The organism is Nonomuraea sp. NPDC049028, assembly GCF_043197735.1.
Classification (GTDB): Bacteria; Actinomycetota; Actinomycetes; order Streptosporangiales; family Streptosporangiaceae; genus Nonomuraea.
Genome location: NZ_JBICTR010000013.1, coordinates 214,114 through 236,173 on the forward strand (window position 1 = coordinate 214,114; position 22,060 = coordinate 236,173).

Consider the following 22,060-nt stretch of genomic DNA (forward strand, 5'->3'; position numbering starts at 1 on the left):
TCTCGTGCAGAGCAAGATTTGATCGACATGTTGGCGCCCTGGGGGCGGGGCGGATTCGATAGGGGGTCGGCCATGGGAATGAGCCGATTTAATGCTATACGGGCGGGCACAGCCGCTGCGATGGTCACCACGGCGCTGGCCTGGGCGACCTCCGCCCAGGCGGATACGTGCGCGGAGTCGACCACCTGCTCCACAACGGTGACGTTCACCGTCAACGCGGGCGAGGGGCTGGAGATCAGCGTGCCCGACGGGCCGGTCAGCCTCGGCAGCGGTCAGCCCGGCGACCAGGTCAGCGGGCAGCTCCACGTCGTCACGGTCATGGACCAGCGGGCCGCGCTGAACGCCACCTGGACGGCGAGCGTCTACGGCACGCCCCTGACGACCGGCGGCGGTACGAGCGCCGAGACCGTGCCGCTGAGCGCGCTCAGCTACTGGTCGGGACCCGCGACGGCCACCACCGGCGCCGGAACCTTCGTGCCCGGCCAGCCCGCCGCCGCCGACGCGCAGGTGCTCGACGAGGTGTACACGGCCTTCAGCAAGATCAACGGCGCCGGCGACAACTCCGCCAGCTGGAACCCGACCATCGTGATCGACGTCCCCGCCCAGGCGGTGGCCGGTACCTACACCGGCACCATCAGCCACTCGGTCGCCTGAGCCGATGACCAGCCGCCCCCGGCCGTACCGGAGCCGATCGCCGCTCAGCGGCTCGAATCGGCTCCGGCGGCGCTCTTACGGCGGGCGCGCAGACGGCGGAAGGCGATGATCAGGACCGTCCCGGCGGCGAGGGCCGCGAGGCCGGGGAGGACGAGGATCAGCGCCAGCGGGGAGTCCGACGCGGCGGCCAGACCCCACGACCCAGCCTTGCGCGGAAAGGTGAGCGTTCCGGTCTCCGTCCGGTCGATCCGCCCGCTCCTGAGCGTGAGGCTGAACTTCCACGGCCCGTCGGGAAGATCCTGTCCCAGATGTACGGAGACATCCCCCTGCTGGCCGGGCGCCAGGGTCGTGCCCCGCTCGATCGGGAAGGGGCCCGCGCTCAGAGCACTCGGCCCGTCCGTGAGCGACAGCTTCCCTTGGAGGTCGATGGCGCGTTCGCCGGTGTTGGCGATGGTGGCCACGATCTTCGGCTGCCCGTCCTCGGTCCGCTGGGGCAGGATCTCGCCGATCTTGAAGTCCGAGGGTGGCTCACCGCCCGGACCGACGTCGAGGTAGGCGCGCAGCCCTACGCGGTTGACGAGGGTGATGCCCTCCTGCTGCCCCGCGCCGGGCGAGGAGATCTGTGCCCAGATGACGGCGTACCGCTCGCCTTTGGGAGCCCATGCGGGAATGCCGACGGTGGCCTTCACCGACGTCCTGCCCTGCGGAGGCAGGTCGGTGGCGGCCTGGTTGAGCTTGATCCAGGAGCTCAGTTCGTTCGGCGTGCGCTCGGGCTCGAAGGTGAAGCGGCCGTGGCTGATGCCGGCACCGGCGGTGTACAGCTGCACGTGCTGGGGTTTGTCCGAGATGTTGTACACCTCGAAGCGCCGGGTGAACGTGGTGCCGGGATTGACGTGGTCGACGATGAAGGCGTGCGCGCGCGGGTCGTCCATCCGGTTGGCGGGGATCTCCAGCAACCGGATGCCGATGCTGTCCTTGCCGGAGGGGCGCGCCGCGTCCCGGCTCGAGTCCGCGATCGCCGGTGCGCTGAGCATCGCGTACGCGAGCAGCGTCACGGGGACGAGCCGGGGCAACAGTGAAGTGGGCATGTGGGCTAGGCGACGGAGTGGTTCACCGTGCCGGTGTAGACGCCCGCCACCGCTTGGTCGGGGACATTGATGACGATGGTCGGGTTCCAGGTGGCGGAGTTGTCGCCGGAGCCGGTCGTCTTGCTGAAGGCGGTGCGTGAGGAGCTCAGCGACTGCGCGGCCGCCGCGTTCACCTGACCGGGAACGAAGGTCCCGGTCCCTGTGGTAGCGGTCGCCGCGCCGGACCAGTACAGCACGGCCGTGTTGGGAACGGTCTCGGCGGCGGTGCCGCCGCCCGTGGTGAAGGCTCCCGCCGCGGCGACCACGGACGCCACCCAGGTGGCGCTGAGCGCGGCGCGCTGGTCGGCCACCGTGACCGAGCCGAGCTGCGCGCTGATCTGGCCTCCCGAGCTGCCGCTACCGAGGTTCGCCGTGTCGGGTACGGTGATCTCCAGCCCGCCCTCGGCGGCCACGGTGAAGGTCACCGTGGTGGAGCAGGTGGTGGACGCGGCACAGGTGTCGGCCTGTGCGGGCGGGGCCACCGCCACGGTCGCCATGATGCTGGCGATGCCTATCAGGGGAAGGCCCAGACGGCTTTTGAGCACTGCTGTCTCCTTCATTGCATTTCCCGCCCTCTCTGGGCCGTTCTCAGCACATTCTCCTCAGTGATCAGATTTCGGAAACCGTTCCCGAGGGCACCTGGCACACTTTTGGTCATCAGATGACGACTATCAGAAATTAGAAATTCACCGCGTGGAGCCATGTGTGAGGAATAACGGTGGTTATGCCGATTTGCCCCTGCACTCTGGTTCACAAGGGCATCGGCGTCCCCGGATCCGAGAGCTCTTGTCGTTGTCCTTACGTGGGAATTGCCGCCCACGGATCTGGCGGGGGAACGAAGACAGCGGCAAGTGATCTATGATTCATCGGTTTGCCGCGCGTCGCCGAACAGTCGCCGAACAGTCGCCGAACAGTCGCCGGACATGAGCGCGGTCATGGCCCTGGGTGAAGATCTGCCTCAAGCTCAGGCAGATGCCGCAGCACCGGCACCTTCACGCCGGGCCTCCGCCCGCACGGACGTCGGCGGCAGCGAGACGGTGACCCGCAGGCCGCCGCCGGGCCGGGCCCGCAGCTCCAGGCCGCCGCCGTGCGCGGTGGCGATGGCCGCGACGATCGACAGTCCGAGCCCGGAGCCGTCGCCGGAGCCGGTCCGGTCGGTGCCGAGCCGCTCGAACGGCTGGGCCAGCCGCGCCACCTGCTCCTGATCGAGGACCGGCCCGCCCGTCTCCACGACGAGCAGCGCGGTCGCGCCGTCGGCCGTGGCGGCCAGGCGGATCCAGCCGCCGTCGTGGTTGTGGGTGATCGCGTTGTCGATCACGTTCTCGGCCAGGCGGGCCAGGAGCGTCCGGCTGCCCTGCGTCCACGCGCTGTCGTGGACGTCGCCGTCGTGGACGGTGAGGTTCTTGGCGGTGATGTCGGCGGCTCGGGCGGCCAGGGCCGCGGACACCGTACGGCCGAGCGAGACTTCCGCCCGGTCGGCCAGGGCGCCGTGCTGGGTGCGGGCGAGCACGAGGAAGCCTTCCAGAAGCCGGTCGACCCGGTCGAGCTCGGTGCGGAGCCGCTCGGACAACGCGACCGTCTGCGCGGGTACGGGTTCCGGCTTGGCCAGGGCCACGTCCAGCGACGCCCGCATGGTCGCCAGCGGGGTACGCAGCTCGTGGGAGGCGTTGGCGACGAACCGGCGCCGCGCGGCGAAGGAGCCCTCCAAGCGTTCCAGCAGGTCGTCGATGGTGTCGGCGAGATCCTTCACCTCGTCGGCCGGGCCCGGCACGGCCAGCCGCTCGTGCAGGTTGTCGGCGGAGATCCGCCGGGTGGCCGCGGTGATCGTCCGCAACGGGCGCAGCACCCGGCCCGCGACCATCCGGCCCAGCACGATCGACACCACGGCCATGACGGCCAGCGCGACCGCCGAGCCGATGAGGAGCCGGCGTGATTGGAGCGCCTGTACCTCCGACAGCTGACTCTGGAGGCGGGCGATGAGCTCCTGGGCGGCGCCGGGCGTGAGCCGCTCGACCGGCGCCGTCCCCACGGGGGAGGTGACCCGTGTCCCCAGGCTCACCAGGTTGGTGATGGCCAGCAGTCCGACGCCGGACAGGAGGAACAGGGCGCCGTACAGGGCGGTGAAGCGCAGCCGTACGGTGCCGTCCCGCAGTTTCCTCATGACTCCAGCATGCTGTTTCGCACCTAACAACGACATGACAGCCTCGGTTCGGCCCACGTTATGGCGTCTTGCGTAGAACCGAACCCATGCGAGCAACCATTGAGGTCGCCGGGCTGCGTAAGCGGTTCGGCCAGACCATGGCGTTGGACGGGATGTCCTTCACCGTGGAGCCGGGGCAGGTCACGGGCTTCGTCGGCCCCAACGGAGCGGGTAAGTCCACCACGATGCGGGTGATCCTCGGCCTGGACGCGGCCGACGAGGGCACCGCGCTGGTGGGCGGGCGGCCGTACACGGGCCTGCGCGACCCGCTGCGTCACGTCGGGGCGCTGCTGGACGCCGCCGCGTTGCAGCCCAGCCGCACCGGCCGCAACCACCTGCTGTGGCTGGCTCACTCCCAGGGGTTGGGCGCCCGGCGGGTCGATGAGGTGATCGAGCGGGTGGGGCTCGGGTCGGCGGCCGGGCGCCGGGCGGGCGGTTTCTCCCTGGGCATGCGCCAGCGGCTCGGCATCGCCGCCGCGCTGCTCGGCGACCCGCCCGTGCTCATGCTCGACGAGCCGTCCAACGGCCTCGACCCCGAGGGCATCGTGTGGATGCGCGGCTTCCTGCGGGCGCTGGCCGACCAGGGCCGGGCCGTGCTGGTCTCCAGCCATCTGATGAGCGAGCTCGAGGACACCGCCGACCGTCTCGTGGTGGTGGGCCGCGGCCGGGTCGTCGCCGACACCAGCGTGGCCGGCCTGATCGCCGCCGCCTCCACCGGCCGGATCGCGCTGCGCACCACCGCGCCGTCGGAGGCGATGGCGGCGCTGGCACACGCCGGCGCCGCCGTGGCCGCCACCGGCCGCGACACCCTCACGGTGACCGGGCTGGCGGGCGAGCACGTCGTGGCGGTACTCAACCGGGCCGCGGTGCCGTTCTCGGAGGTGTCGGCGCATCGCGCGACGCTGGAGGAGGCGTACATGGAGCTGACCCGCGACGCCGTCGAGTTCCGCGCAGCAGGGCAGGAGGCGGCACGATGAGCGCCACCGCCGCCCACCGCTCCGGCTTCGCGCGGCTGCTGCGCGCCGAATGGACCAAGTTCCGGACGGTCCGTGGCTGGGTGCTCGCCATGGCGGGCGCGGCGCTGGTCACCGTGCTGCTGGGGCTGCTGTCCGCCTCGGGCAGCCACACCTCGTGCGGCGGCGCCTGTCCCGCCGTACCGGTGGGTCCGGGCGGCGAGGCGGTGGAGGACAAGTTCTACTTCGTCCACCGGACGCTGGACGGAGACGGCAGCATCACCGCCCGCGTGACCTCGATGACGGGCCAGAAGCGCCTGCCCGACCTCACCCCCACGCCGGGGACCCGGCGCGTCGTCTCCGGTCTCGTGCCCTGGGCGAAGGCCGGAGTCATGATCAAGGAGAGCATGAAGCAGGGCTCCGCCTACGCGGCGGTGATGGTCACCGGTGCGCACGGGGTGCGGATGCAGCACGACTTCACCCAGGACGTGGCCGGCCGGCCCGGCGGCGTCTCCCAGCGGTCCCCGCGCTGGCTGCGGCTGACCCGCTCCGGTGAGGACCTCACCGGGTACGAGTCCACCGACGGCAGGCAGTGGACCCGCGTCGGCACCGCGCGCCTGGCCGGGTTGCCGGACACGGTGCAGGTAGGGCTCTTCGCCGCCTCCCCAGGCGACCTGACGGTGACGCCGGGCGACTTCGGCGGGTCCAGCGCGGCCTCCCGCTTCGCCGAGGCCACGGCCGTGTTCGACCAGGTCAGTCTCCAAGGCTCGGCCGCCGGTGGCGCGTGGCGCCCAGACGATGTCGGCGTCGCCCTGAACCCCGACGGGTCGGCCCACCATCCGGGCGGCTTCAAGGAGTCCGGCGACACGTACACGGTGACCGGCGTCGGCGACATCGCGCCGCTCTCGGACGGCCAGCAGATCGAGAACACCCTCACCGGCGTGCTGACCGGGCTCATCGTGGTGATCGTGGTGGCGGTCATGTTCATCACCACCGAATACCGGCGCGGCCTGATCCGCACCACCCTGCTCGCCGGCCCGCGACGCGGCCGGACGCTCGTGGCCAAGGCCCTGGCCATCGGCGCGGTCACCTTCGTCGCCGGACTGGCCGCGGCCACGGCGGCGGTCACCCTCGGCAAGGGGATCCTGGTCGCCAACGGCAACTACGTCCTGCCGGTGGCGCCGTTCACCGAACTGCGCGTCATCGTCGGCACGGCGGTGCTGCTCGCCGCCGCCGCGATCCTCGCCCTGGCCGTGGGCACGTTGTTCCGGCGCAGCGTCGCGGCGGTCATCACCGCCATCGTGCTGATCGTCGTCCCGTACATCCTCGCGACCGCCTCGGTCCTGCCCGCGGGGGCGGCGCAGTGGCTGATGCGGCTCACCCCGGCCGCTGGCTTCGCGATCCAGCAGAGCATTCCGGCGTACGCGCACGTGCTCGGCAACTACACCCCATCGGGCGGCTACTACCCGCTGGCACCCTGGGCCGGGCTCGCCGTGCTCTGCGGATACGCCGTGCTCGCGCTCGGCCTGGCCGTCTTCCAGCTACGTCGGAGGGACGCATGAGACGACACCTGCAGGCGGAGTGGACGAAACTCCGCACCGTGGCCGGCACCGGCTGGCTGCTGCTCGGGCTCGTCGCGCTGACCGTCGCCGTGAGCGTCGTGGCGGCCGCCGCCGTGTCCTGCACGTCGGCGGGCTGCGCCTACGACCCGGCCAAGATCAGCCTGTTCGGGGTCCAGGTGGGCCAGGCGATGGTCGCCATCCTGGCCGTGCTGGCGATCAGCGGCGAGTACAGCACCGGCATGATCCGCACCACCCTGGCGGCGATGCCGCGCCGGGCCACCGTGCTGGCCGCCAAGGCGGCCGTCGTCACCGGGCTGACGCTGGCCGCGGGGACCGTCGCGGTGCTCGCGTCCCTGCTGGTCGGGCGGCGCGTCCTGCTCGAGAACGGCTTCACCCGCGGTCCGGGCACCCCGATGCTGTCCCTGTTGGAGGGGCCGATGCTGCGCGCGGCGTTCGGCTCGGTCCTGTACCTCGCGCTGATCGCGCTGCTCAGCCTCGGCATCGCCGCCGCCGTACGGGACTCGGCCACGGCCATCGGGGTCGTGCTCGGCCTGCTCTACGTCCTCTCGATCCTGCCCTTCATGATCGCCGACCCGGACTGGCAGAAACTCCTCTGGCAGCTGTCCCCGATGAACGCCGGGCTCGCCATCCAGGCGACCACCCATCTGTCCACCCTGCCCCTCAGCCCATGGGCGGGACTCGGCGTCCTGGCCCTCTGGGCCGCCGCGGCGCTCCTGGGCGGCGGGCTGTCACTACGGCTGCGCGACGCCTGAACGACGCCTGAGCGACACCCGTCCGCACGACTCGGGCCCTCGCCGTACGCCCAGCCCGCACACCGCGTGGAACGTGGTGGAACGCCCCAAAGAGCACAGAGATGTGCCGCAAGGAAGCGGCACGTTCAGGACGGGGCGAAGGAAAAAACCCATGGAGAATCTCTTTCGATTGATGCTCACACGGCCGGCCGTGGCGCAGGATCCGGATAATCCCAGCATCCCGCTGAGCCAGGACACGCCGTTTCAGCAGTCACTGCGGGAGGCCGTCGAGGCCCCCCAGCGGCGTACTGCCATAGAGGAGGCCGCCACGGCGTTCGTGGCGGGACCGGAGTTCATCGGCGACCCGGCGGACACTCCGCTGGGCGCCGAGCTCGACGAGCTGGCCGCGCGGCTGGACGAGATGGAGACGGTCGACGGGAGCACCTCACCGGAAATGGTGCGCGAGGCCATCATCGACGTGTTCGGGATGGACCCGGACGAGGTGACCGAGCTGGCGGACTTCAAGAACGCGGTCAGGAGGCTGCGGGACAGCCTGGTGGCGATCAAGGTGCTCCAGGAGGAGCACTCACGGCCCATCGAGCAGCTCGCCCGGCAGCTGCGTACCGCCGAGGTGATCATCCGCCACGTGGCCGACGACAAGTTCCCCAAGGACCTGGACGAGCTGCGGCGCTGGCTGCGGCGTTCGCTCCGCCTGCCCTTCGACCTCGGCCTGACCTCCAGGCTGTCGACCCGCGAGGCGGAGCAGGCGCGGCAAGAGCAGCACGCGGCGGCGGTGGCCGCGCGCCAGGAGGAGATCGACGGACTGCTGGCCCAGCACGCGAGCCTGCGGGCCGGGCTGGAGGAGCTGGGCCGGCTGAACTCCGAGCACTTCCACGTGACGTCCCAGACGGGCAGCGGGTCGGTGCAACCGCCGGAGCAGCTGCGGCTGACGAACGTGGCCACCGCCCTGAGCGCCTTCCACGGCAACCTGCGCGAGCGGGTCGCCCCGACCTCGGTCATCCCCATCGCAGGCGCGGAGGAGGCCGATACGGCCGCCGAGACCACCGAGGAGATCAACGCGCCGGTGGCCCAGGCGCTGCTGCAGACGGCCGCCCCGGTGCTGCGCGGCCGTACGGACTTCCAGCCGACGCCGCTGACCGAGGTCGGCTTCGTCCTGCTGCCGACGGCCAACGAGCAGCTGTCCGCGGCCACCCGCACGCTGCTCACCGACCGCGGCCTCGACCTGACCGCGGTGCCGCTCGACCGGCTCACCCACCGGCTGGAGGCGGATCTGGCGGCGACGGCGGCCCGGCTGGAGGCGGTGGCGGGACATCCGGTGCGCCAGTCGCTCCTGCGGGTCGGCGACGCCCTCGTGACGGTGCGGACGCCCGTGACGACCGGCTGGGGAACGCTCGGCACGGGTGGCTCCGTACCCCTGCCGACGCTCCCGCTGGACGGGCGCGTCCCGCACACCAAGGGCGAGGTGGCCCCGGCCGGCATCGCCGACCTGCTGGTGGTCAAGCAGCAGCTGACCGGATACGAGTCGGCCGACGTCGCGCACATCGAGAGCGTGCTGCGCGGCGAGCGCAAGTTACGCGACCACAGCCGCCGCGACACCACCGAGCTGATCACGATCAACGAGCAGGAGACCAACACCAGCGAGGACCGCGACCTGCAGACCACCGACCGGTTCGAGATGACCCGGGAGACCGAGCAGACGGTCAAGGAGGACGTCGCGCTGAAGGCCGGGCTGAACATCTCGGGCAGGTACGGCCCGGTCGTGGAGTTCGCCGCCAGCGCCGAGGGCTCCATCGCGCGCAGCAAGCAGGAGGCCACCAAGTCGGCCGCCAGGTTCTCGCAGGACGTCACTGAGCGGACCTCCCGCAAGATCGCCGAACGGGTGCTGACCCGCACCCAGCTGACGACCACGACCGAGACGATCGAGAAGAACACCCACGAGCTCGACAACACCCACGGCAACGAGAACATCTCGGGCGTCTACCAGTGGGTCAACAAGGTCTACCAGGCCCAGTTGTTCAACTACGGGCTGCGGGCGATGTTCGACTTCATGGTGCCCGAGCCGGCGGCCTTCCTCATCGCTTCCATGCAGCAGACCAACACCGCCGCCCGCAACCTGATCAAGCCCCCGGACTTTCCCCTCAACCCGGACCAGATCAACGAGATGAATTTCGCGTACTGGGTCAAGCAGACCGGCGCGACCGACGTGCAGCCGCCGCCCGAGCTGTTCAAGACGAAGTCCCTGGACTTCAAGGCCGGTGGCGGCGACAGCGACACCAACTACAACCACTCGGCCCAGATCGCCATCGACGAGGGCTATCGGGCCGTTTACGCCTCGGTGGGCGTGGTGCGCAACATCTGGGAGAGCGACAACACGGTGGAGGTGGTGGTCGGGCGGCGTACGCAGCGGATGCCCGGCGGTGACCGGCTGTGGACCACGACGCTGGACGACGAGCGCGACACGGTGGCCGTGGCCATCGACACCTTCCACGTCGCGCAGGTCGCGGTGGCCGTGGAGGTCAAGTGCCAGCGTACGGACCGGGCGATGGACAAGTGGCGGCTGGAGACGCACGCCAAGCTGGAGACGGCGCACAAGGCGGCCGTGGCCGACTACGAGGAGAAGCTGGCGGCGCTGCAGTTACGGGCCGGGGTGGACATCCAGGGCCGCAACCCGGCCGCCAACCTCGCCCTCATGCAGGCGGAGCTGAAGAAGAACTGCGTCAGCATCCTGACCGACCAGCACTACGACCTGTTCGACTCCATCGAGACCTCCCCGGCCAACGGGCTGCCGGAGATCAACGTGTTCGAGGCCGCCGGTGAGGGCCCGTACGTGCGCTTCTTCGAGCAGGCCTTCGAGTGGGAGCACGTGACGTTCGTGACGTACCCCTACTTCTGGGGGCGCAAGAACCAGTGGGAGGAGCGGCTCGGCTTCGACGACCCGGACCCGGCGTTCGCCGACTTCCTCCGGGCCGGGTTCTGCCGGGTCTCGGTGCCCGCCCGGCCGGGCTTCGAGGGCGCGATCGACCACTTCCTCACCTTCGGCGAGATCTGGAACGGCGGCCCGCTGCCGACCATCTCCAACCCCCTGTACCTGCCCATCGCCGACGAGATCGCCGAGCGGCTGGACCGGCCCGGCACGGAGGTGGCGCAGGGGGACCCGTGGATCGTGCGCGTGCCCACGTCGCTGGTGAAGCTGCGTGACGACGACCGGCTGCCCCGCTGGGAGCAGGACGCCGACGGCGAGTGGGTGGAGGTCTAGCGACCCCTCATGGACCGGCGGCGGCCTGTCGCCGCCGGTCCTCGGCCTGATCGTCCGCGGACATGAATGGAGGATTGCGGACATGGCAGATCCAGTCGTGCCGGCCATCGCGACCGGCCCGCTGCTGACCGGGTACGTCGAGCCGGGGGTGGGGCGGGGTGTGCTGACCTTCTTCGCCGACATCGCCGACCCGGTCTTCGGGGCCACCATGGAGATCACGCTCACGGCGCCCCCCTGGAACGAGACCGGCCACCAGCCTTTTACCTGGAGGTACCTGCCGCCCACGGCGGAACGGGCCTTCCCCAAGATCTGGCTCGCGGTCGGCCGGCAGGTCACGGTGACCACCCGGCGCACGGGCAAGAGGAGCGCGGCCGATCTCCTGGCGCTCGGCCCGCGCAACCCCTTGATCGAAATCGTCCGTCCGCAGGACGACGACCTGATCCCGCAGCCCGACGCGTCGGTCATCGAGATGTGGCGGTTGCTGCCCCAGCCCTTCACGGTCGGGCCCTTCACCGACGACGAGCGCGGGCGGCGGGACGATTTCCTCTCCCAGGCCGCCACGGTCAACATCACGACGAAGCCGCTCGGCGTGGTCATCCGGAACGTGCTCAACGGCTACGTGGTCACCATCGACATCGACAACAGGAAGGACGGGAGACCGGCGGCCTTCGTCTACGACATCGTCGTCGATTCGCGCGAGGACGACGACAACATCTTCGGAGACCATGTCACGGTACGCGTCGTGCACACGCACAACGTGACCGTGCACGCCACGGCGGCGCAGGACATGGCCGGATTCATCAGTGTGCAGACCCTGCGACTGGATGACTCGTTCATACCGTCGTTCCCGCCGCAGGGGACCGTGCTCGACAACACGACCTTCCAGCCGCAGGAGGTCGAGGTCCACTTCGCGCCCGAACATCCGACCCTGATCTTCCTGTTCGAGCTGGCGATCCAGTTCGTGCCGTACGTCAACGTTCTCTACGACCTCTCGCAGCTGACCTTCGAACTGGCCACGGGACGCGACTTCTGGGGCAACGAGGTGAGCGGGGGGCAGATCCTTGCCTACGGGATCACGTCGGTGCTGCCGTTCGCCAAGGCGCTGCCGCGCTCGGTCCTGCAGTCCGTACGGACCGAGCTGAAGGCGACCAAGCTGGCGCGAGTCCTCGAAGAGGACGTGATCAGCGAGGTGGGCCGCGTCGCGGAGCAGGAATTCCTCGAGGCCGTGGGCAGCATGGACGTCAAGGGCGCGACCGACCTGGCCCGGATGCTGACCCGCTTCGCCACGGGCAAGCTGTCGATGGACCAGGTGCTCAGGCGCTTCCACGACCTCGTGGGTAACGCCTATCTGCGGGAGCTGGACCGGCGCGTCGTGGAACGGCTCCTGACGGCCAACTTCAAGACCTTCCGCAACCCCCGCCTGGCGGCCGGGTTCAACGCCTTCTCCGCCAAGAAGCTGAGCCGGGGCATCGTGCGCTCACTCGACCCGATCTCGTGGGCGCTGAGCCAGCGCGGCAAGTCCCGCTTCATCCAGGAACTGGAGAGCGAGCTGGGCAAGGACTGGGCCGAGGTGCTCAAGCACGCCAAGCGGACCGACAGCCGCCTCAGGCAGCTCAGCACCGCCGACATCGCGCACTACGACCGGCTCGCCGGACGAGTGGAGGACTTCCGCTCGCTGTCCAAGCTCAACCGCGGGCGCGGCGATCTGTACGAGGTCGACCACATTCTCGAGCAGCGTTTCTGGCGCAACGATCCGCGGGTGAGCACGGCGTTCGACGAGAAGGGCGAGGGCATGGCCATGGTGATTCCCAAGAACCCGGCGGTGGCGGCGAAGATGCCGGGAAAGACCATCGCCTATGTGCACACCCTCAAGACCCGCCTGCTCACCGAGCTGATACCGAACGGGCGGGAGGCGGAGTTCACCGTCCAGCAGATCTTCGACGCCCACATGTGGGTGCTGGAGTCGTTGCGGGTCGACCGCTCGGTGACGTTGGGGGATCGCCTCCTGGGCGATTTCCGGCTGCTGGCCAGGGCGCGCCGCGAGCGGCTCGAACTGCGCATGCCGTCCGCCGCCACCTTCACACCGCGGGGCGGCTGGCCGGTGCTCGTGGGAGTCCAGTGAGATCAGCCGCAGGACGGGTGGTCGGTGCTCGTGGAGGGGTAGTGAGGTCAGCCGCTCTAAGGCGCCTGCTTGCTCGCTCGCCACTCCGGCGCGAGCACCGACCAGACCTCCATGTCGAGCCGCTTGCCTCGATACGGGTAGCTCTCGCGTAGCACGCCGTCTTTCGTCATCCCGAGGCGCCGGGCCACCGCGATGCTGGCCGCGTTCTCCGCCGAGGCGATCCACTCCACGCGGTGGATGCCCCGCTCCTCGACGGCCCAATCGATGATCACGCGCGCGGCCCTGGTCACCAGGCCCTTGCCCGCCGCGGCCGGCTCCAGCCAGCAGCCCACCTCGGCGTTGCCCTGCTCGACGTCCATCGTCCGGAAGAGCACCCCGCCGACCAGCTCGCCGTCCGTCCAGATGCCGTAGATCCGGCCCACGTCGGCCGCGGCCTTCTCGGCGTACGCCCGCAGGTACGAGCGGCTCGACTCCAGGTCCGTGACGGCGTCCGGCAGCGCGATGTGCTGCCCGATGAACTCCCGCCCCCGGTCCATGTGGGCAAGGAACTCCGCCGCCCGCCACGGCTCCAGCGGCCGCAGCTCCGCGCCGTCGTCGCCCAGGGATATCGCGTACATAATTCACCTCAACGGTCGAAACAGCCCAAACGGTGAACGGATCCTCTCACGGGCGGCGCGACGTCATCTCCCGGCACCGTCAGGCGATGTCATGTCCCGGCACCGTCAGGCGACGTCGCGGTCGCGACAGCGTGGGCCGCGCCGCGTCCGCGGGCTCGGGCGATGATCTCGCCCGCCTGAACGCGTACCGCGGCCTCGGTGGCGTCGCCGATGTCCGTGAGGCCGACGGCCGAGGCGAGGGTGGCGTGGTCGTCGAGGACGAGCCGGAGGCCCGGCCGGGCCTCCGGCCCGAACACCCGCCGCAGGCACCCGGTGAGGTCGCCGACCCTGAGCCGGACGAGGCGTCCGATCTCGGCGGGGTCGTCCGTCACCACCGCCACGGTGATCTGGTCGCCCGGCCGGGCGGCGCGGACGGCTTCCTCCGCCGCCTCCAACCGGCCGGCCCCGAGGACCACGAGCACACCGTCGGCGCCGAACCCGGCCCGGCGGCCGGTGATCTGATCCGGCAACTCGGCGGGCGGCTCCCAGCGCTCCTGGACAGACCGGGCGGGGGCGACGAAGGGCAGGTGCGGCGGGTTCCACGTGTCGGCGAGGTCGAGGCCGGCCAGGTGCTCGCAGGCCCGCGCCACGTCGAAGGGGTCGGCGAATCCGGGCGCTGTATCGGCCAGGTGACCCGCCCCGTTCAGCAGTGTGAGGACCAGTTCGGCCAGCCGTACGCATCGCGTGTGGTGCGGCGGGCGTGACTCCAGCGCGAGAGCGAGCAGCAGCGCCTCCAGCCGGGTGACCTGCGCCAGCGCGGTGCGGCCCGGCTCGTCGTCGAAGACCCCGGCCAGCGAGCGCAGCCGCAGGCTCCCGTCGGCGGGCGTGTCGCCGGCCAGCGGCAGGCGTTCGAGCCAGCCGCGGGCGAACGCGCCCATCGCCTCGGCCAGACCGGGTGGCGACGGCGCCTCAGGGGCGTCCGCGTGCGCGTTCGAGTCGTCGGGGGCGTCCGCGTGCTCAATCGAGCCGACCAGGACCGCCAGGTAGAGCGCGCGCTTGCTCGGGAAGTTCGAGTAGACCGCGCCACGGGTCAGCTCCGCCCGCTCCGCGATCCGGTCGACCTTGGCGTCGGCGTATCCACGCTCGCCGAACTCCGCCCGCGCGGCGGCCAGGACGGCCGCCCTGGTGCGTTCCTGCTGCTGCGCCCGGGTCAGCCTGACCATCGCGACCTCTTCGTACCCGCCATGATCACAGGATACTAAGGGCATTCGGATGCATACATCATCTGATCTTGGGGTGGATTTGCTCCACTTCCTGGAACGCGCGACGCCGCCCCGGCGACAGCCACCACTGGCACGTCCACCCCGCCGTCCATCTGCCGCGCGACCGGAGGAGCTATCCATACCGGTCGAGCGACCTCTGCAGAACAGCCAACGTCTTGACCCTGTCACGTCCAGCGGAGTGCTCGCTGACCGGTAGGCCTCAGTGCTTCCCGGGAGGTGGACGAAGGCCTCCATCGTCATGGAAACCACCAGAACTCGGCTTGACGTCCCCCGGCGTAGCGTCGGTGTCATGAGAGGGATGGCGGCCCTGGTGGAGTCCTGAACGAAGGGCGTGGATGTACATCACCGCACGAAAAGGAAAGGGAGCCAGGCCATGGCCGATCCACTGGCAGATCGAATCAGCGTCAACGTCACGCTGATCTTCTCCCTGTCCCGTTACGAAGCGGTGATGAACGCTTTCCTCGACGGGATGGAACGCGCCCTGCGGGCCGGACGGGATTTGTCAGCGCTCGCCTCGCCACGCTGGACGGCGTTGGAGGCTGCGGGCGCGCGCCCGCAGCGTCCGGCACTACCAGCACGCCCAGCAGATACTCGAGCGGCTGCGACGGCTGGGCATCGACTACGACGACGTCGTGCAAAGGCTCGAAGACGAGGGAGTGGCCGCGTTCGAGGCGAGCTGGGACCGGCTGCGCGAGCAACTGGCCACCACCCCACGAGCAACCGACAGAGGTGCTGGACATGGCCGTTGACATGACCTACCTGATCGCCGGAGCCGGTCTGGCGGGGGCCAAGGCCGCCCAGACCCTGCGGGAGGAGGGCTTCCAGGGGCAGATCGTGCTGGTCGGTGAGGAGAGCGAACGCCCCTACGAGCGGCCGCCGCTGTCGAAGGGCTACCTGCTGGGCAGAACCGAGCGGGAGGAGATCTACGTCCACCCGCAGCCGTGGTACGGCGAGCACGACGTCGATCTGCTCCTCGGTACGGCGGTCACCGGCATCGACCCCGCCGAGCACGAGGTGAGGCTGTCCGACGGCAGCCGGATCGGCTACGCCAAGCTGCTGCTGGCCACCGGCTCCTCCCCGCGGCAGCTACCGATTCCGGGCGCCGACCTGGATGGTGTGCTCTACTTGCGCAGGGTCGAAGACAGCGACCGGCTCAAGGCGGTCTTCCCAACCGCGTCCCGGGTCGCGATCATCGGCGGTGGCTGGATCGGGCTGGAGACCGCGGCCGCCGCCCGCGCCGCCGGAGCCGAGGTGACCGTCCTGGAGAGCGCGGAGTTGCCGCTGCTGCGGGTGCTCGGCCGCGAGGTCGCCGAGGTCTTCGCCGGGCTGCACCGCGAGCACGGTGTCGACCTGCGCTGCGGCGTGCGGGTCGCCGAGATCGTCGGCCGTGGCGGCCAGGCCGTGGGCGTCCGGCTGGCCGACGGCCGCCAGATCGACGCCGACGCGATCATCGTCGGAATCGGCATCATCCCCAACAGCGGGCTCGCGCTCTCCGCGGGGCTAAGGGTGGACAACGGCGTCCAGGTCACCGCGCGACTACGCACCTCCGACCTGGACATCTACGCCGCCGGCGACGTGGCCAACGCCTTCCACCGTCTGCTGGGCAAGCACATCCGCGTCGAACACTGGGCCAACGCGCTGCACCAACCGCAGGTCGCGGCCAAGGCCATGCTCGGCCAGGACGTCCGCTACGACCGGCTGCCGTACTTCTTTACCGATCAGTACGACCTCGGAATGGAGTATTCCGGCTACGTCGAACCTGACGAATATGACGAGGTGATCTTCCGCGGTGACGTACAGACGCGTCACTTCGTCGCGTTCTGGCTGCGCGGCGGGCGGGTGCTGGCCGGTATGAACGTCAACGTCTGGGACGTCAACGACGCCATCCAAGATCTCGTACGTTCGGGCGAACGAGTGGACACCAGCGCGCTGGGCGATCCCAGGACACCGCTGGGCTCGCTGGTCGGCGCTTCGCCCTAGGCAGGAGACGGATGAAGGCGCCCGCCATACAGGGACGCGCACGACCGTGAGGAGGCGACCATGGCAGGCAAGGGCAAGGTTCAGGTGCGCCGGGTCTATGAGGAGCCGGCGGGAGACGACGGCACCAGGGTGCTGGTGGACCGGATCTGGCCGCGAGGGCTGACCAAAATCAAGGCCGGCCTCGACGAATGGTGCAAACAGGTCGCTCCGTCGACAGAGCTGCGTACCTGGTATCACCACGATCCCGAGCTCTTCGCGGAGTTCGGCCGCCGCTACCGCAGCGAACTGGCAGATCCCGAACGGGCAGCCGCGGTGACGCACCTGCGCGAGCTCGCGAACAGCGGAGTGCTGACCCTGCTCACCGCGACCAAACAGCCGGAGATCAGCGAGGCCGCCGTGCTCGCCGAACTGCTCCAGCAGTGACCACGGCCGCCGGCAGGACGGCCGTGCTCGTAGGGCCGATACGCACAGGCATCAGCCGTCAGCCCGCACCACCACGATGCCTACCTGATCACCGGCAACAGGCCGGAACGCCATCGGCGCGGCCAACGCGCGGAGGCGAGAGCAGACTCTTTGACGCAGGGCCAGGAGGCGCGGCATGGGGCACAACATCGCGCAGAAACTGATCGCAGCTCACCTGGTGTCCGGCGATATGACCGCCGGGCAAGAGATCGCAGTGCGTATCGACCAAACCCTCACCCAGGACGCGACCGGCACTTTGGTGATGCTCGAACTGGAAGCGCTGGGCCTGGACCGAGCACGCACCGAGGTGTCGGTGCAGTATGTCGATCACAACCTGTTGCAGACCGACAGCAAGAACGCAGAGGACCACACCTTTCTGCGTTCAGCCTGCCATCGATTCGGACTGTGGTACTCCAAGCCGGGCAACGGTGTCTCCCACCCGACCCACATGCAGCGCTTCGGCATCCCCGGCAAGACGCTCGTCGGCTCCGACAGCCACACACCGGCGGCGGGATCGCTGGGGATGCTGGCGATCGGCCTGGGCGGCATCGAGGTAGCGATGGCGATAGCCGGTGAACCGGTGTACCTGCGGATGCCCGACATCTGGGGAGTTCGGCTAACCGGCGAACTGCCGGCCTGGGTCAGCGCCAAGGACGTCATTCTCGAAATGCTGCGCCGACACGGCGTCAAAGGCGGCGTGAACCGGATCATCGAATACCACGGCCCCGGGCTGGCGCATCTGACCGCCATGGACCGGCATGTGATCGCGAACATGGGGGCCGAACTGGGCGCGACCACCACGGTGTTCCCGGCCGACGATCAGGTCAGGGAGTTCCTGCGGGCAGAACGCCGCGAGCACGACTTCGTCGAACTGCTCGCCGACGCGGACGCCACCTACGACGTCACTGACGAGATCGACCTGTCGAGTCTGGAGCCGCTGATCGCGCTGCCCAGCTCACCGGGAAACGTGGTCACGGTGCGCGAGGTGGCCGGTCGGCAGGTGGACCAGGTGGTGGTCGGCTCGTCAGCCAACCCAGGATTGCGCGATTTCGCAGTCGTCGCCGCCATCGTTTCCGGGCGGCAGGCGCATCCGAGGGTGTCGTTGGACATCAACCCGAGCTCGCGGCAGATCCTCCAGGACCTCACGAAGATGGGTGCCACGTTCTCGCTGATCTCGGCCGGTGCGCGGCTGCACCAGTCCGGCTGCATGGGGTGCATCGGCATGGGCCAGGCGCCGGCCGGCGGGCGCAACAGCCTGCGCACCGTCCCTCGCAATTTTCCCGGACGGTCCGGAACCCGTGAGGACTCGGTCTTTCTCTGTTCCCCCGAGACCGCCGCCGCGGCCGCTCTCACCGGCCAGATCACCGACCCTCGCGACTTGCCGCACCTACTCGGCATCGACCATCCGCACCTGGAGTTGCCGGCCGAGTCCAGCGTGAACACCGCCATGCTCGAACCGCCGCCCTCGACGCACGCCGCTCAGGCCGAACTGATCAAGGGAGCGAACATCTCCTCGCTGCCCGACTTCCCGCCGCTTCCCGACCGCATGGAGGCGCCGGTCGCCCTCAAGGTCGGCGATGACGTCTCCACCGACGAGATCCTGCCCGCCGGAGCGCGGGTGTTGCCCTACCGCAGCAACATCCCCAAACTGGCCGAGTTCACCTTCGCCCCCATCGATGAGAACTACGTCGGCCGGGCACACGCCTCCCACGGCAGCGGGCACATCGTCGTCGGCGGCGCCAACTACGGACAGGGTTCCTCGCGTGAACACGCCGTCATCGCCCCCCGCTATCTCGGCCTGCGCGTGGTGCTGGCGGTGTCCTTCGCGCGCATCCACTGGCAGAACCTGGCCAACTTCGGCGTGCTCGCGCTGGAGTTCGCCGACCCCGACGACTACCACCGCGTCGAACAGGGCGATGTTCTCGTGCTGGACGACGTACGGCACGCGATCGCCTCCGGCGGCACCGAGATCACCGTGCACAACACCAGCCGAGACCAGCTGTACTCCACCCGACATCGACTGTCCGACCGGCAGATCGCGATGCTGCTGGCCGGTGGGCTGATTCCCTGGCTCCGCGCGCGAAAGAGCAGTCAATCACCCGTACCGCCTACCTCGCACGACGCCCGGTAAAACAACAAGCTCTCGCCGCCGCCGCATCCGCCATCCGTCTGCGGAGCCGCGCTCACGTCGGCTGACCGCGTGCTCCGACGCATGACCGCCGGCCCCCAGCGTAATCGGCGACGTTCCCCTCTCCCCGCGTTAGCGGCGCACTCAAAGGAGAACTAAGTGAAGTGATCTCAGCGAATTGCCGGTCGGCGAGGGTGGGTAGCGGTCGATGGGGATCAGAGTGCCGTCCAGCGCAGTCGGGGTCATCGACGGACTCCCTCTGCGCTGTACCGTCTAGTCACCCGCCCCAGGCGGCGGGTGGTCGCGGACTAGGCGAGGCGGGTTCGACGTCGCCGGGAAAGGCACAGGGCGAGGACCAGAGTGGCCACGACCGTCGTGACGAGGCCGATGATGAGGACCCACGGCCAAGACGAGTCGATCAATGCCGGGATACCCCAGCTGGCGGGTTTACCGGGGAAGAGGAGCGTCGCGGTGACGGTGCGGTGGATACGGCCGCTTTCCAGCAGGAGTTCGACCTTCCACGGGCCCTCGGGCAGCCGTTCGTCGAGCACGACGGAGACCGGTGCACTCGCGTTGATCGCCAACGTGGTGCCCAGCTGGGCTGGGAACGGTCCGGCGCCAAGTCCGCCGGGCCCCTCGCTCAGCCGCATCTGCCCGCTGATGTCCAGGGCGCGCTGTCCGGTGTTGTGCACCGCGGCCTGGACGACGGGCATGCCGTCGGCCGTGCGGCCGGGGGTCAGCCGGTCGATGCGGAAGTCCGACGGCGGGTCACCACCGGGGCCGACGTCGAGATACATCCTGATACCGACCCGGTTGATCATTTGGACGTTGGGAGCGGAGCCGGGTGCGGCTGGGGAGGTCGCCTCGGCGAAGATGGCGCCGTACCGTTCTCCCTTGGTGGCGGTCTGGGGAATGCTGATCGTCGCCTTGAGCGGGATGTGGCTGTGCGGCGGCGCGACCAGCTCGGTGCGGTTGATGGACACCCACGAACTCAGCTCGTTGGCGTCGCGCTCCGGCGACGGCACGAACTTGCCGTCGCGGATCTCCGCCGCACCGGGATAGACCGTGATGCGCTGGGGACTGCTGGAGGTGTTCTCGACTTCGAAGCGCCGGGAGATCTTGGAGCCGGGGTTGATGTGGTCGACGATGTACAGGTAGGCGCGGGGATCGTCGCGACGGTTGGCGGAGGCCTCCAGCAGCTTGATGCCGATGACGCCGCGGGGGGCGCGGTGGGACGGGTCAGAACCGCCCGATTCGCCTTGCGCGAGGGCGGGGGCGCTGACCGAGCTGAGCAGCAGCGTCAGCGCCCCGAACGAGGAGAGCAGCAGCGAGGAGAGCGGCGGCGAGGAGAGCGGCGGCGAGGAGAGCGGCGGCGAGGAGAGCAGCATGGTGCGCAGGCCCACGTGGTCAGGTCACCGTGTGCGTGATCGTGCCGGTGTACTGGCCTGCCACGTTGCTCAGGGCGGTTGCGATGGTGATCAGCGGGTTCCATGTCGCTGAGTTGCTGCCGGTGCCGCCCGAATGGCTGTAGGCGGTGCGCGAGGCGCTCAAGGCCTGTCCCGTCGCGGGAGGTGGTGCGGCACAGCCGGTCTGGCCGGCGGTGAAGGTTCCGTTGCCGGTCGTGGCGGAGGCGGTTCCCGAGCAGTAGGACACGCTGGCGTTGGAGATGGTCTCCCCGGGGTCGTCACCGCCGCCGGTGGTGAAGGCCGTCGAGGTCACGGACGCCGTCCAGGTGGGGGTGGCCGAGCCGCGCGCGTCGTTCACGGTGACCGCCCCCAGCTGGCCGGAGGAGTAGCCGCCCGGTGCCGCGTCATTGGTCAGGTCGACCGTACTGTTGGGCACGGTGATCTCCAGCGCACCCACGGTCACATCGAAGGTGACCGTGGTGTTGCACGCCGTGTTGTTGGCACAGGTGGCGGCTTCGGCCGGCATTCCGGTCAGCGTTCCCACCGTCATCACCCCCGCCAATCCCACCAGGCCGGTCCGCAAAAGCGCTTTCATGCTGGTGAATTCTCCTTGAACTCGCAGACATCGAAAACCCCCGGCCCGCTCCGGGCGCAGGATGTGGGAACATTAACATGGAGCGAAAGCGACCCCTCTGCCGATACAGTTAATCGCCCCACCAAAAAACGCCAAGCCTTCGAATGCCGTGATTGGCCTGGTAGTCGCCCCCGTTCTGTGAGGTGCCCGCCCAAGTGCTGCATCATGTTTGGCGATGAATTTACCGGACGCGGGGATTGCCCTATGAACGCGGCCCGCCATTCGCCAATTAGACTGCCGACGGCATTCGCTTGTCGCCTGAACGGTCGGCGGTCCGGCTCATGCAGATTCATCGGAATCGAGGGAGATACGTGGGGACATTCGCCTCGCTGATGGCGTCGATCGTCGTGAGCCTCGGGCTCGGTGCTCCCGCGGCCCCCGTGGCCGCCGCCGGTGCCCTCGGTGCCGCGACGAACTCCACGTTCGCCTTGCACGTCAACACCCTCACGATCACCGTGCCTGCCTCGGCCAGCCTGGGAAACGGCACTCAGGGCAACACGCGCAGCGCCGGCATGGGCACGATCACCGTGGAGGATTCCCGTAACGGGCCCATGTCCTGGACGGCGACCGTGACGTCCACCAACTTCACCACCGGCGGCGGGAGCGCGGGCGAGACGATCACCAAAGGCAACGTCGCGTACTGGTCCGGCCCGGTCACCAGCCAATCGGGCGGTGGCTCCCGCGTCCCGGGGCAGCCCACCGCGGCGGACAAGGTTCCGCTGTCTTCGCCGGTGATCGCGTTCAAGGGGACCAAGGCGCCGCTCACCACCACCACCAGCTGGCAGCCGACACTCGTGATCAGCGTCCCGATCGCGGCCGTCTTTGGCCACTACACCGGCGTCATCACCCATACGGTTACCTGATCACTCGCTTCCCGCCATCGCGCGGGCCCCGGTTCGATGTCTTCATAGGGGCTCGTTGCGG

Annotated in this window: 18 protein-coding genes; 11 read left to right on the forward strand and 7 right to left on the reverse strand. The window is 69.6% G+C overall.

Going from position 1 to position 22,060, the window contains the following annotated elements; all coding sequences use genetic code 11:
* The first annotated feature begins 120 nt into the window (after positions 1-120).
* Positions 121-654, forward strand: a complete 534-nt coding sequence (locus ACGFJ2_RS44370; RefSeq protein WP_393478839.1) for a hypothetical protein — start codon at positions 121-123, stop codon at positions 652-654.
* 44 nt (positions 655-698) lie between these two features.
* On the opposite strand, the gene ACGFJ2_RS44375 is transcribed toward ACGFJ2_RS44370, so the two are convergent.
* From ACGFJ2_RS44375 to ACGFJ2_RS44385, 3 genes are all read right to left on the reverse strand, one after another.
* The gene (locus tag ACGFJ2_RS44375) at positions 699-1,742 is read right to left on the reverse strand and encodes a hypothetical protein (protein ID WP_393478842.1); all 1,044 of its coding nucleotides are present in this window, start codon (positions 1,740-1,742) and stop codon (positions 699-701) included.
* Positions 1,743-1,747: 5 nt separating this feature from the next.
* Positions 1,748-2,326 carry a hypothetical protein gene (locus ACGFJ2_RS44380; protein WP_393478844.1) on the reverse strand — a complete coding sequence of 193 codons (579 nt, stop codon included), beginning with the start codon at positions 2,324-2,326 and terminating at the stop codon, positions 1,748-1,750.
* 419 nt (positions 2,327-2,745) lie between these two features.
* Positions 2,746-3,942 (reverse strand): sensor histidine kinase, encoded by a 1,197-nt coding sequence (locus ACGFJ2_RS44385; protein WP_393478847.1) that lies wholly within the window; start codon positions 3,940-3,942, stop codon positions 2,746-2,748.
* 86 nt (positions 3,943-4,028) lie between these two features.
* Between ACGFJ2_RS44385 and ACGFJ2_RS44390 the strand changes: the two genes are divergently transcribed.
* The 5 genes from ACGFJ2_RS44390 (at position 4,029) to ACGFJ2_RS44410 (ending at position 12,647) form a co-directional block, all read left to right on the forward strand.
* Positions 4,029-4,958, forward strand: a complete 930-nt coding sequence (locus tag ACGFJ2_RS44390) for an ATP-binding cassette domain-containing protein (protein ID WP_393478850.1) — start codon at positions 4,029-4,031, stop codon at positions 4,956-4,958.
* The gene (locus tag ACGFJ2_RS44395) at positions 4,955-6,496 is read left to right on the forward strand and encodes an ABC transporter permease subunit (protein WP_393478852.1); all 1,542 of its coding nucleotides are present in this window, start codon (positions 4,955-4,957) and stop codon (positions 6,494-6,496) included. The genes ACGFJ2_RS44390 and ACGFJ2_RS44395 overlap by 4 nt, the downstream gene beginning before the upstream one ends.
* Positions 6,493-7,269: an ABC transporter permease gene (locus tag ACGFJ2_RS44400; RefSeq protein WP_393478855.1), complete on the forward strand. Its 777-nt coding sequence runs from the start codon at positions 6,493-6,495 to the stop codon at positions 7,267-7,269. The genes ACGFJ2_RS44395 and ACGFJ2_RS44400 overlap by 4 nt, the downstream gene beginning before the upstream one ends.
* A 172-nt stretch (positions 7,270-7,441) precedes the next feature.
* A complete protein-coding gene (locus ACGFJ2_RS44405; RefSeq protein WP_393478858.1) occupies positions 7,442-10,525 on the forward strand; it encodes a hypothetical protein in 3,084 nt (1,027 codons plus the stop codon).
* Between the two features lie 82 nt (positions 10,526-10,607).
* Positions 10,608-12,647 carry a hypothetical protein gene (locus ACGFJ2_RS44410; protein ID WP_393478860.1) on the forward strand — a complete coding sequence of 680 codons (2,040 nt, stop codon included), beginning with the start codon at positions 10,608-10,610 and terminating at the stop codon, positions 12,645-12,647.
* A gap of 56 nt (positions 12,648-12,703) precedes the next feature.
* Here the strand turns inward: ACGFJ2_RS44410 and ACGFJ2_RS44415 are convergent, their stop codons facing one another.
* Positions 12,704-13,264, reverse strand: coding sequence for a GNAT family N-acetyltransferase (locus ACGFJ2_RS44415; protein ID WP_393478863.1), 561 nt, complete (start codon positions 13,262-13,264; stop codon positions 12,704-12,706).
* An 89-nt stretch (positions 13,265-13,353) separates the two neighbouring features.
* A complete protein-coding gene (locus ACGFJ2_RS44420; RefSeq protein ID WP_393478865.1) occupies positions 13,354-14,466 on the reverse strand; it encodes a helix-turn-helix domain-containing protein in 1,113 nt (370 codons plus the stop codon).
* Between the two features lie 674 nt (positions 14,467-15,140).
* On the opposite strand from ACGFJ2_RS44420, the gene ACGFJ2_RS44425 reads away from it, so the two are divergent.
* The 4 genes from ACGFJ2_RS44425 (at position 15,141) to ACGFJ2_RS44440 (ending at position 19,099) form a co-directional block, all read left to right on the forward strand.
* A complete protein-coding gene (locus ACGFJ2_RS44425; protein ID WP_393479279.1) occupies positions 15,141-15,275 on the forward strand; it encodes a hypothetical protein in 135 nt (44 codons plus the stop codon).
* Positions 15,265-16,506, forward strand: a complete 1,242-nt coding sequence (locus ACGFJ2_RS44430) for an NAD(P)/FAD-dependent oxidoreductase (protein WP_393478868.1) — start codon at positions 15,265-15,267, stop codon at positions 16,504-16,506. The genes ACGFJ2_RS44425 and ACGFJ2_RS44430 overlap by 11 nt, the downstream gene beginning before the upstream one ends.
* A 60-nt stretch (positions 16,507-16,566) precedes the next feature.
* On the forward strand, positions 16,567-16,929 hold the full coding sequence (locus ACGFJ2_RS44435; protein ID WP_357958888.1) for a DUF488 family protein: 363 nt from the start codon (positions 16,567-16,569) through the stop codon (positions 16,927-16,929).
* Between the two features lie 175 nt (positions 16,930-17,104).
* Entirely contained in the window at positions 17,105-19,099 is a 1,995-nt protein-coding gene (locus tag ACGFJ2_RS44440; protein ID WP_393478872.1) for an aconitate hydratase, read from the forward strand.
* A gap of 305 nt (positions 19,100-19,404) precedes the next feature.
* Here the strand turns inward: ACGFJ2_RS44440 and ACGFJ2_RS44445 are convergent, their stop codons facing one another.
* Entirely contained in the window at positions 19,405-20,499 is a 1,095-nt protein-coding gene (locus tag ACGFJ2_RS44445) for a hypothetical protein (RefSeq protein ID WP_393478875.1), read from the reverse strand.
* Positions 20,500-20,503: 4 nt separating this feature from the next.
* Positions 20,504-21,097, reverse strand: a complete 594-nt coding sequence (locus ACGFJ2_RS44450) for a hypothetical protein (protein ID WP_393478878.1) — start codon at positions 21,095-21,097, stop codon at positions 20,504-20,506.
* Between the two features lie 350 nt (positions 21,098-21,447).
* Between ACGFJ2_RS44450 and ACGFJ2_RS44455 the strand changes: the two genes are divergently transcribed.
* Positions 21,448-21,999: a hypothetical protein gene (locus ACGFJ2_RS44455; RefSeq protein ID WP_393478881.1), complete on the forward strand. Its 552-nt coding sequence runs from the start codon at positions 21,448-21,450 to the stop codon at positions 21,997-21,999.
* Positions 22,000-22,060 lie beyond the last annotated feature (61 nt).

What these genes read in the sequence shown, in the direction of transcription:
- ACGFJ2_RS44370 (WP_393478839.1), top strand. Translation starts at nt 121, where the DNA reads ATGGTCACCACGGCGCTGGCCTGGGCGACCTCCGCCCAGGCGGATACG.
- ACGFJ2_RS44375 (WP_393478842.1), bottom strand. Translation starts at nt 1,742, where the DNA reads ATGCCCACTTCACTGTTGCCCCGGCTCGTCCCCGTGACGCTGCTCGCG.
- ACGFJ2_RS44385 (WP_393478847.1), bottom strand. Translation starts at nt 3,942, where the DNA reads ATGAGGAAACTGCGGGACGGCACCGTACGGCTGCGCTTCACCGCCCTG.
- ACGFJ2_RS44390 (WP_393478850.1), top strand. Translation starts at nt 4,029, where the DNA reads ATGCGAGCAACCATTGAGGTCGCCGGGCTGCGTAAGCGGTTCGGCCAG.
- ACGFJ2_RS44395 (WP_393478852.1), top strand. Translation starts at nt 4,955, where the DNA reads ATGAGCGCCACCGCCGCCCACCGCTCCGGCTTCGCGCGGCTGCTGCGC.
- ACGFJ2_RS44400 (WP_393478855.1), top strand. Translation starts at nt 6,493, where the DNA reads ATGAGACGACACCTGCAGGCGGAGTGGACGAAACTCCGCACCGTGGCC.
- ACGFJ2_RS44405 (WP_393478858.1), top strand. Translation starts at nt 7,442, where the DNA reads ATGCTCACACGGCCGGCCGTGGCGCAGGATCCGGATAATCCCAGCATC.
- ACGFJ2_RS44410 (WP_393478860.1), top strand. Translation starts at nt 10,608, where the DNA reads ATGGCAGATCCAGTCGTGCCGGCCATCGCGACCGGCCCGCTGCTGACC.
- ACGFJ2_RS44415 (WP_393478863.1), bottom strand. Translation starts at nt 13,264, where the DNA reads ATGTACGCGATATCCCTGGGCGACGACGGCGCGGAGCTGCGGCCGCTG.
- ACGFJ2_RS44420 (WP_393478865.1), bottom strand. Translation starts at nt 14,466, where the DNA reads ATGGTCAGGCTGACCCGGGCGCAGCAGCAGGAACGCACCAGGGCGGCC.
- ACGFJ2_RS44430 (WP_393478868.1), top strand. Translation starts at nt 15,265, where the DNA reads ATGGCCGTTGACATGACCTACCTGATCGCCGGAGCCGGTCTGGCGGGG.
- ACGFJ2_RS44435 (WP_357958888.1), top strand. Translation starts at nt 16,567, where the DNA reads ATGGCAGGCAAGGGCAAGGTTCAGGTGCGCCGGGTCTATGAGGAGCCG.
- ACGFJ2_RS44440 (WP_393478872.1), top strand. Translation starts at nt 17,105, where the DNA reads ATGGGGCACAACATCGCGCAGAAACTGATCGCAGCTCACCTGGTGTCC.
- ACGFJ2_RS44450 (WP_393478878.1), bottom strand. Translation starts at nt 21,097, where the DNA reads ATGAAAGCGCTTTTGCGGACCGGCCTGGTGGGATTGGCGGGGGTGATG.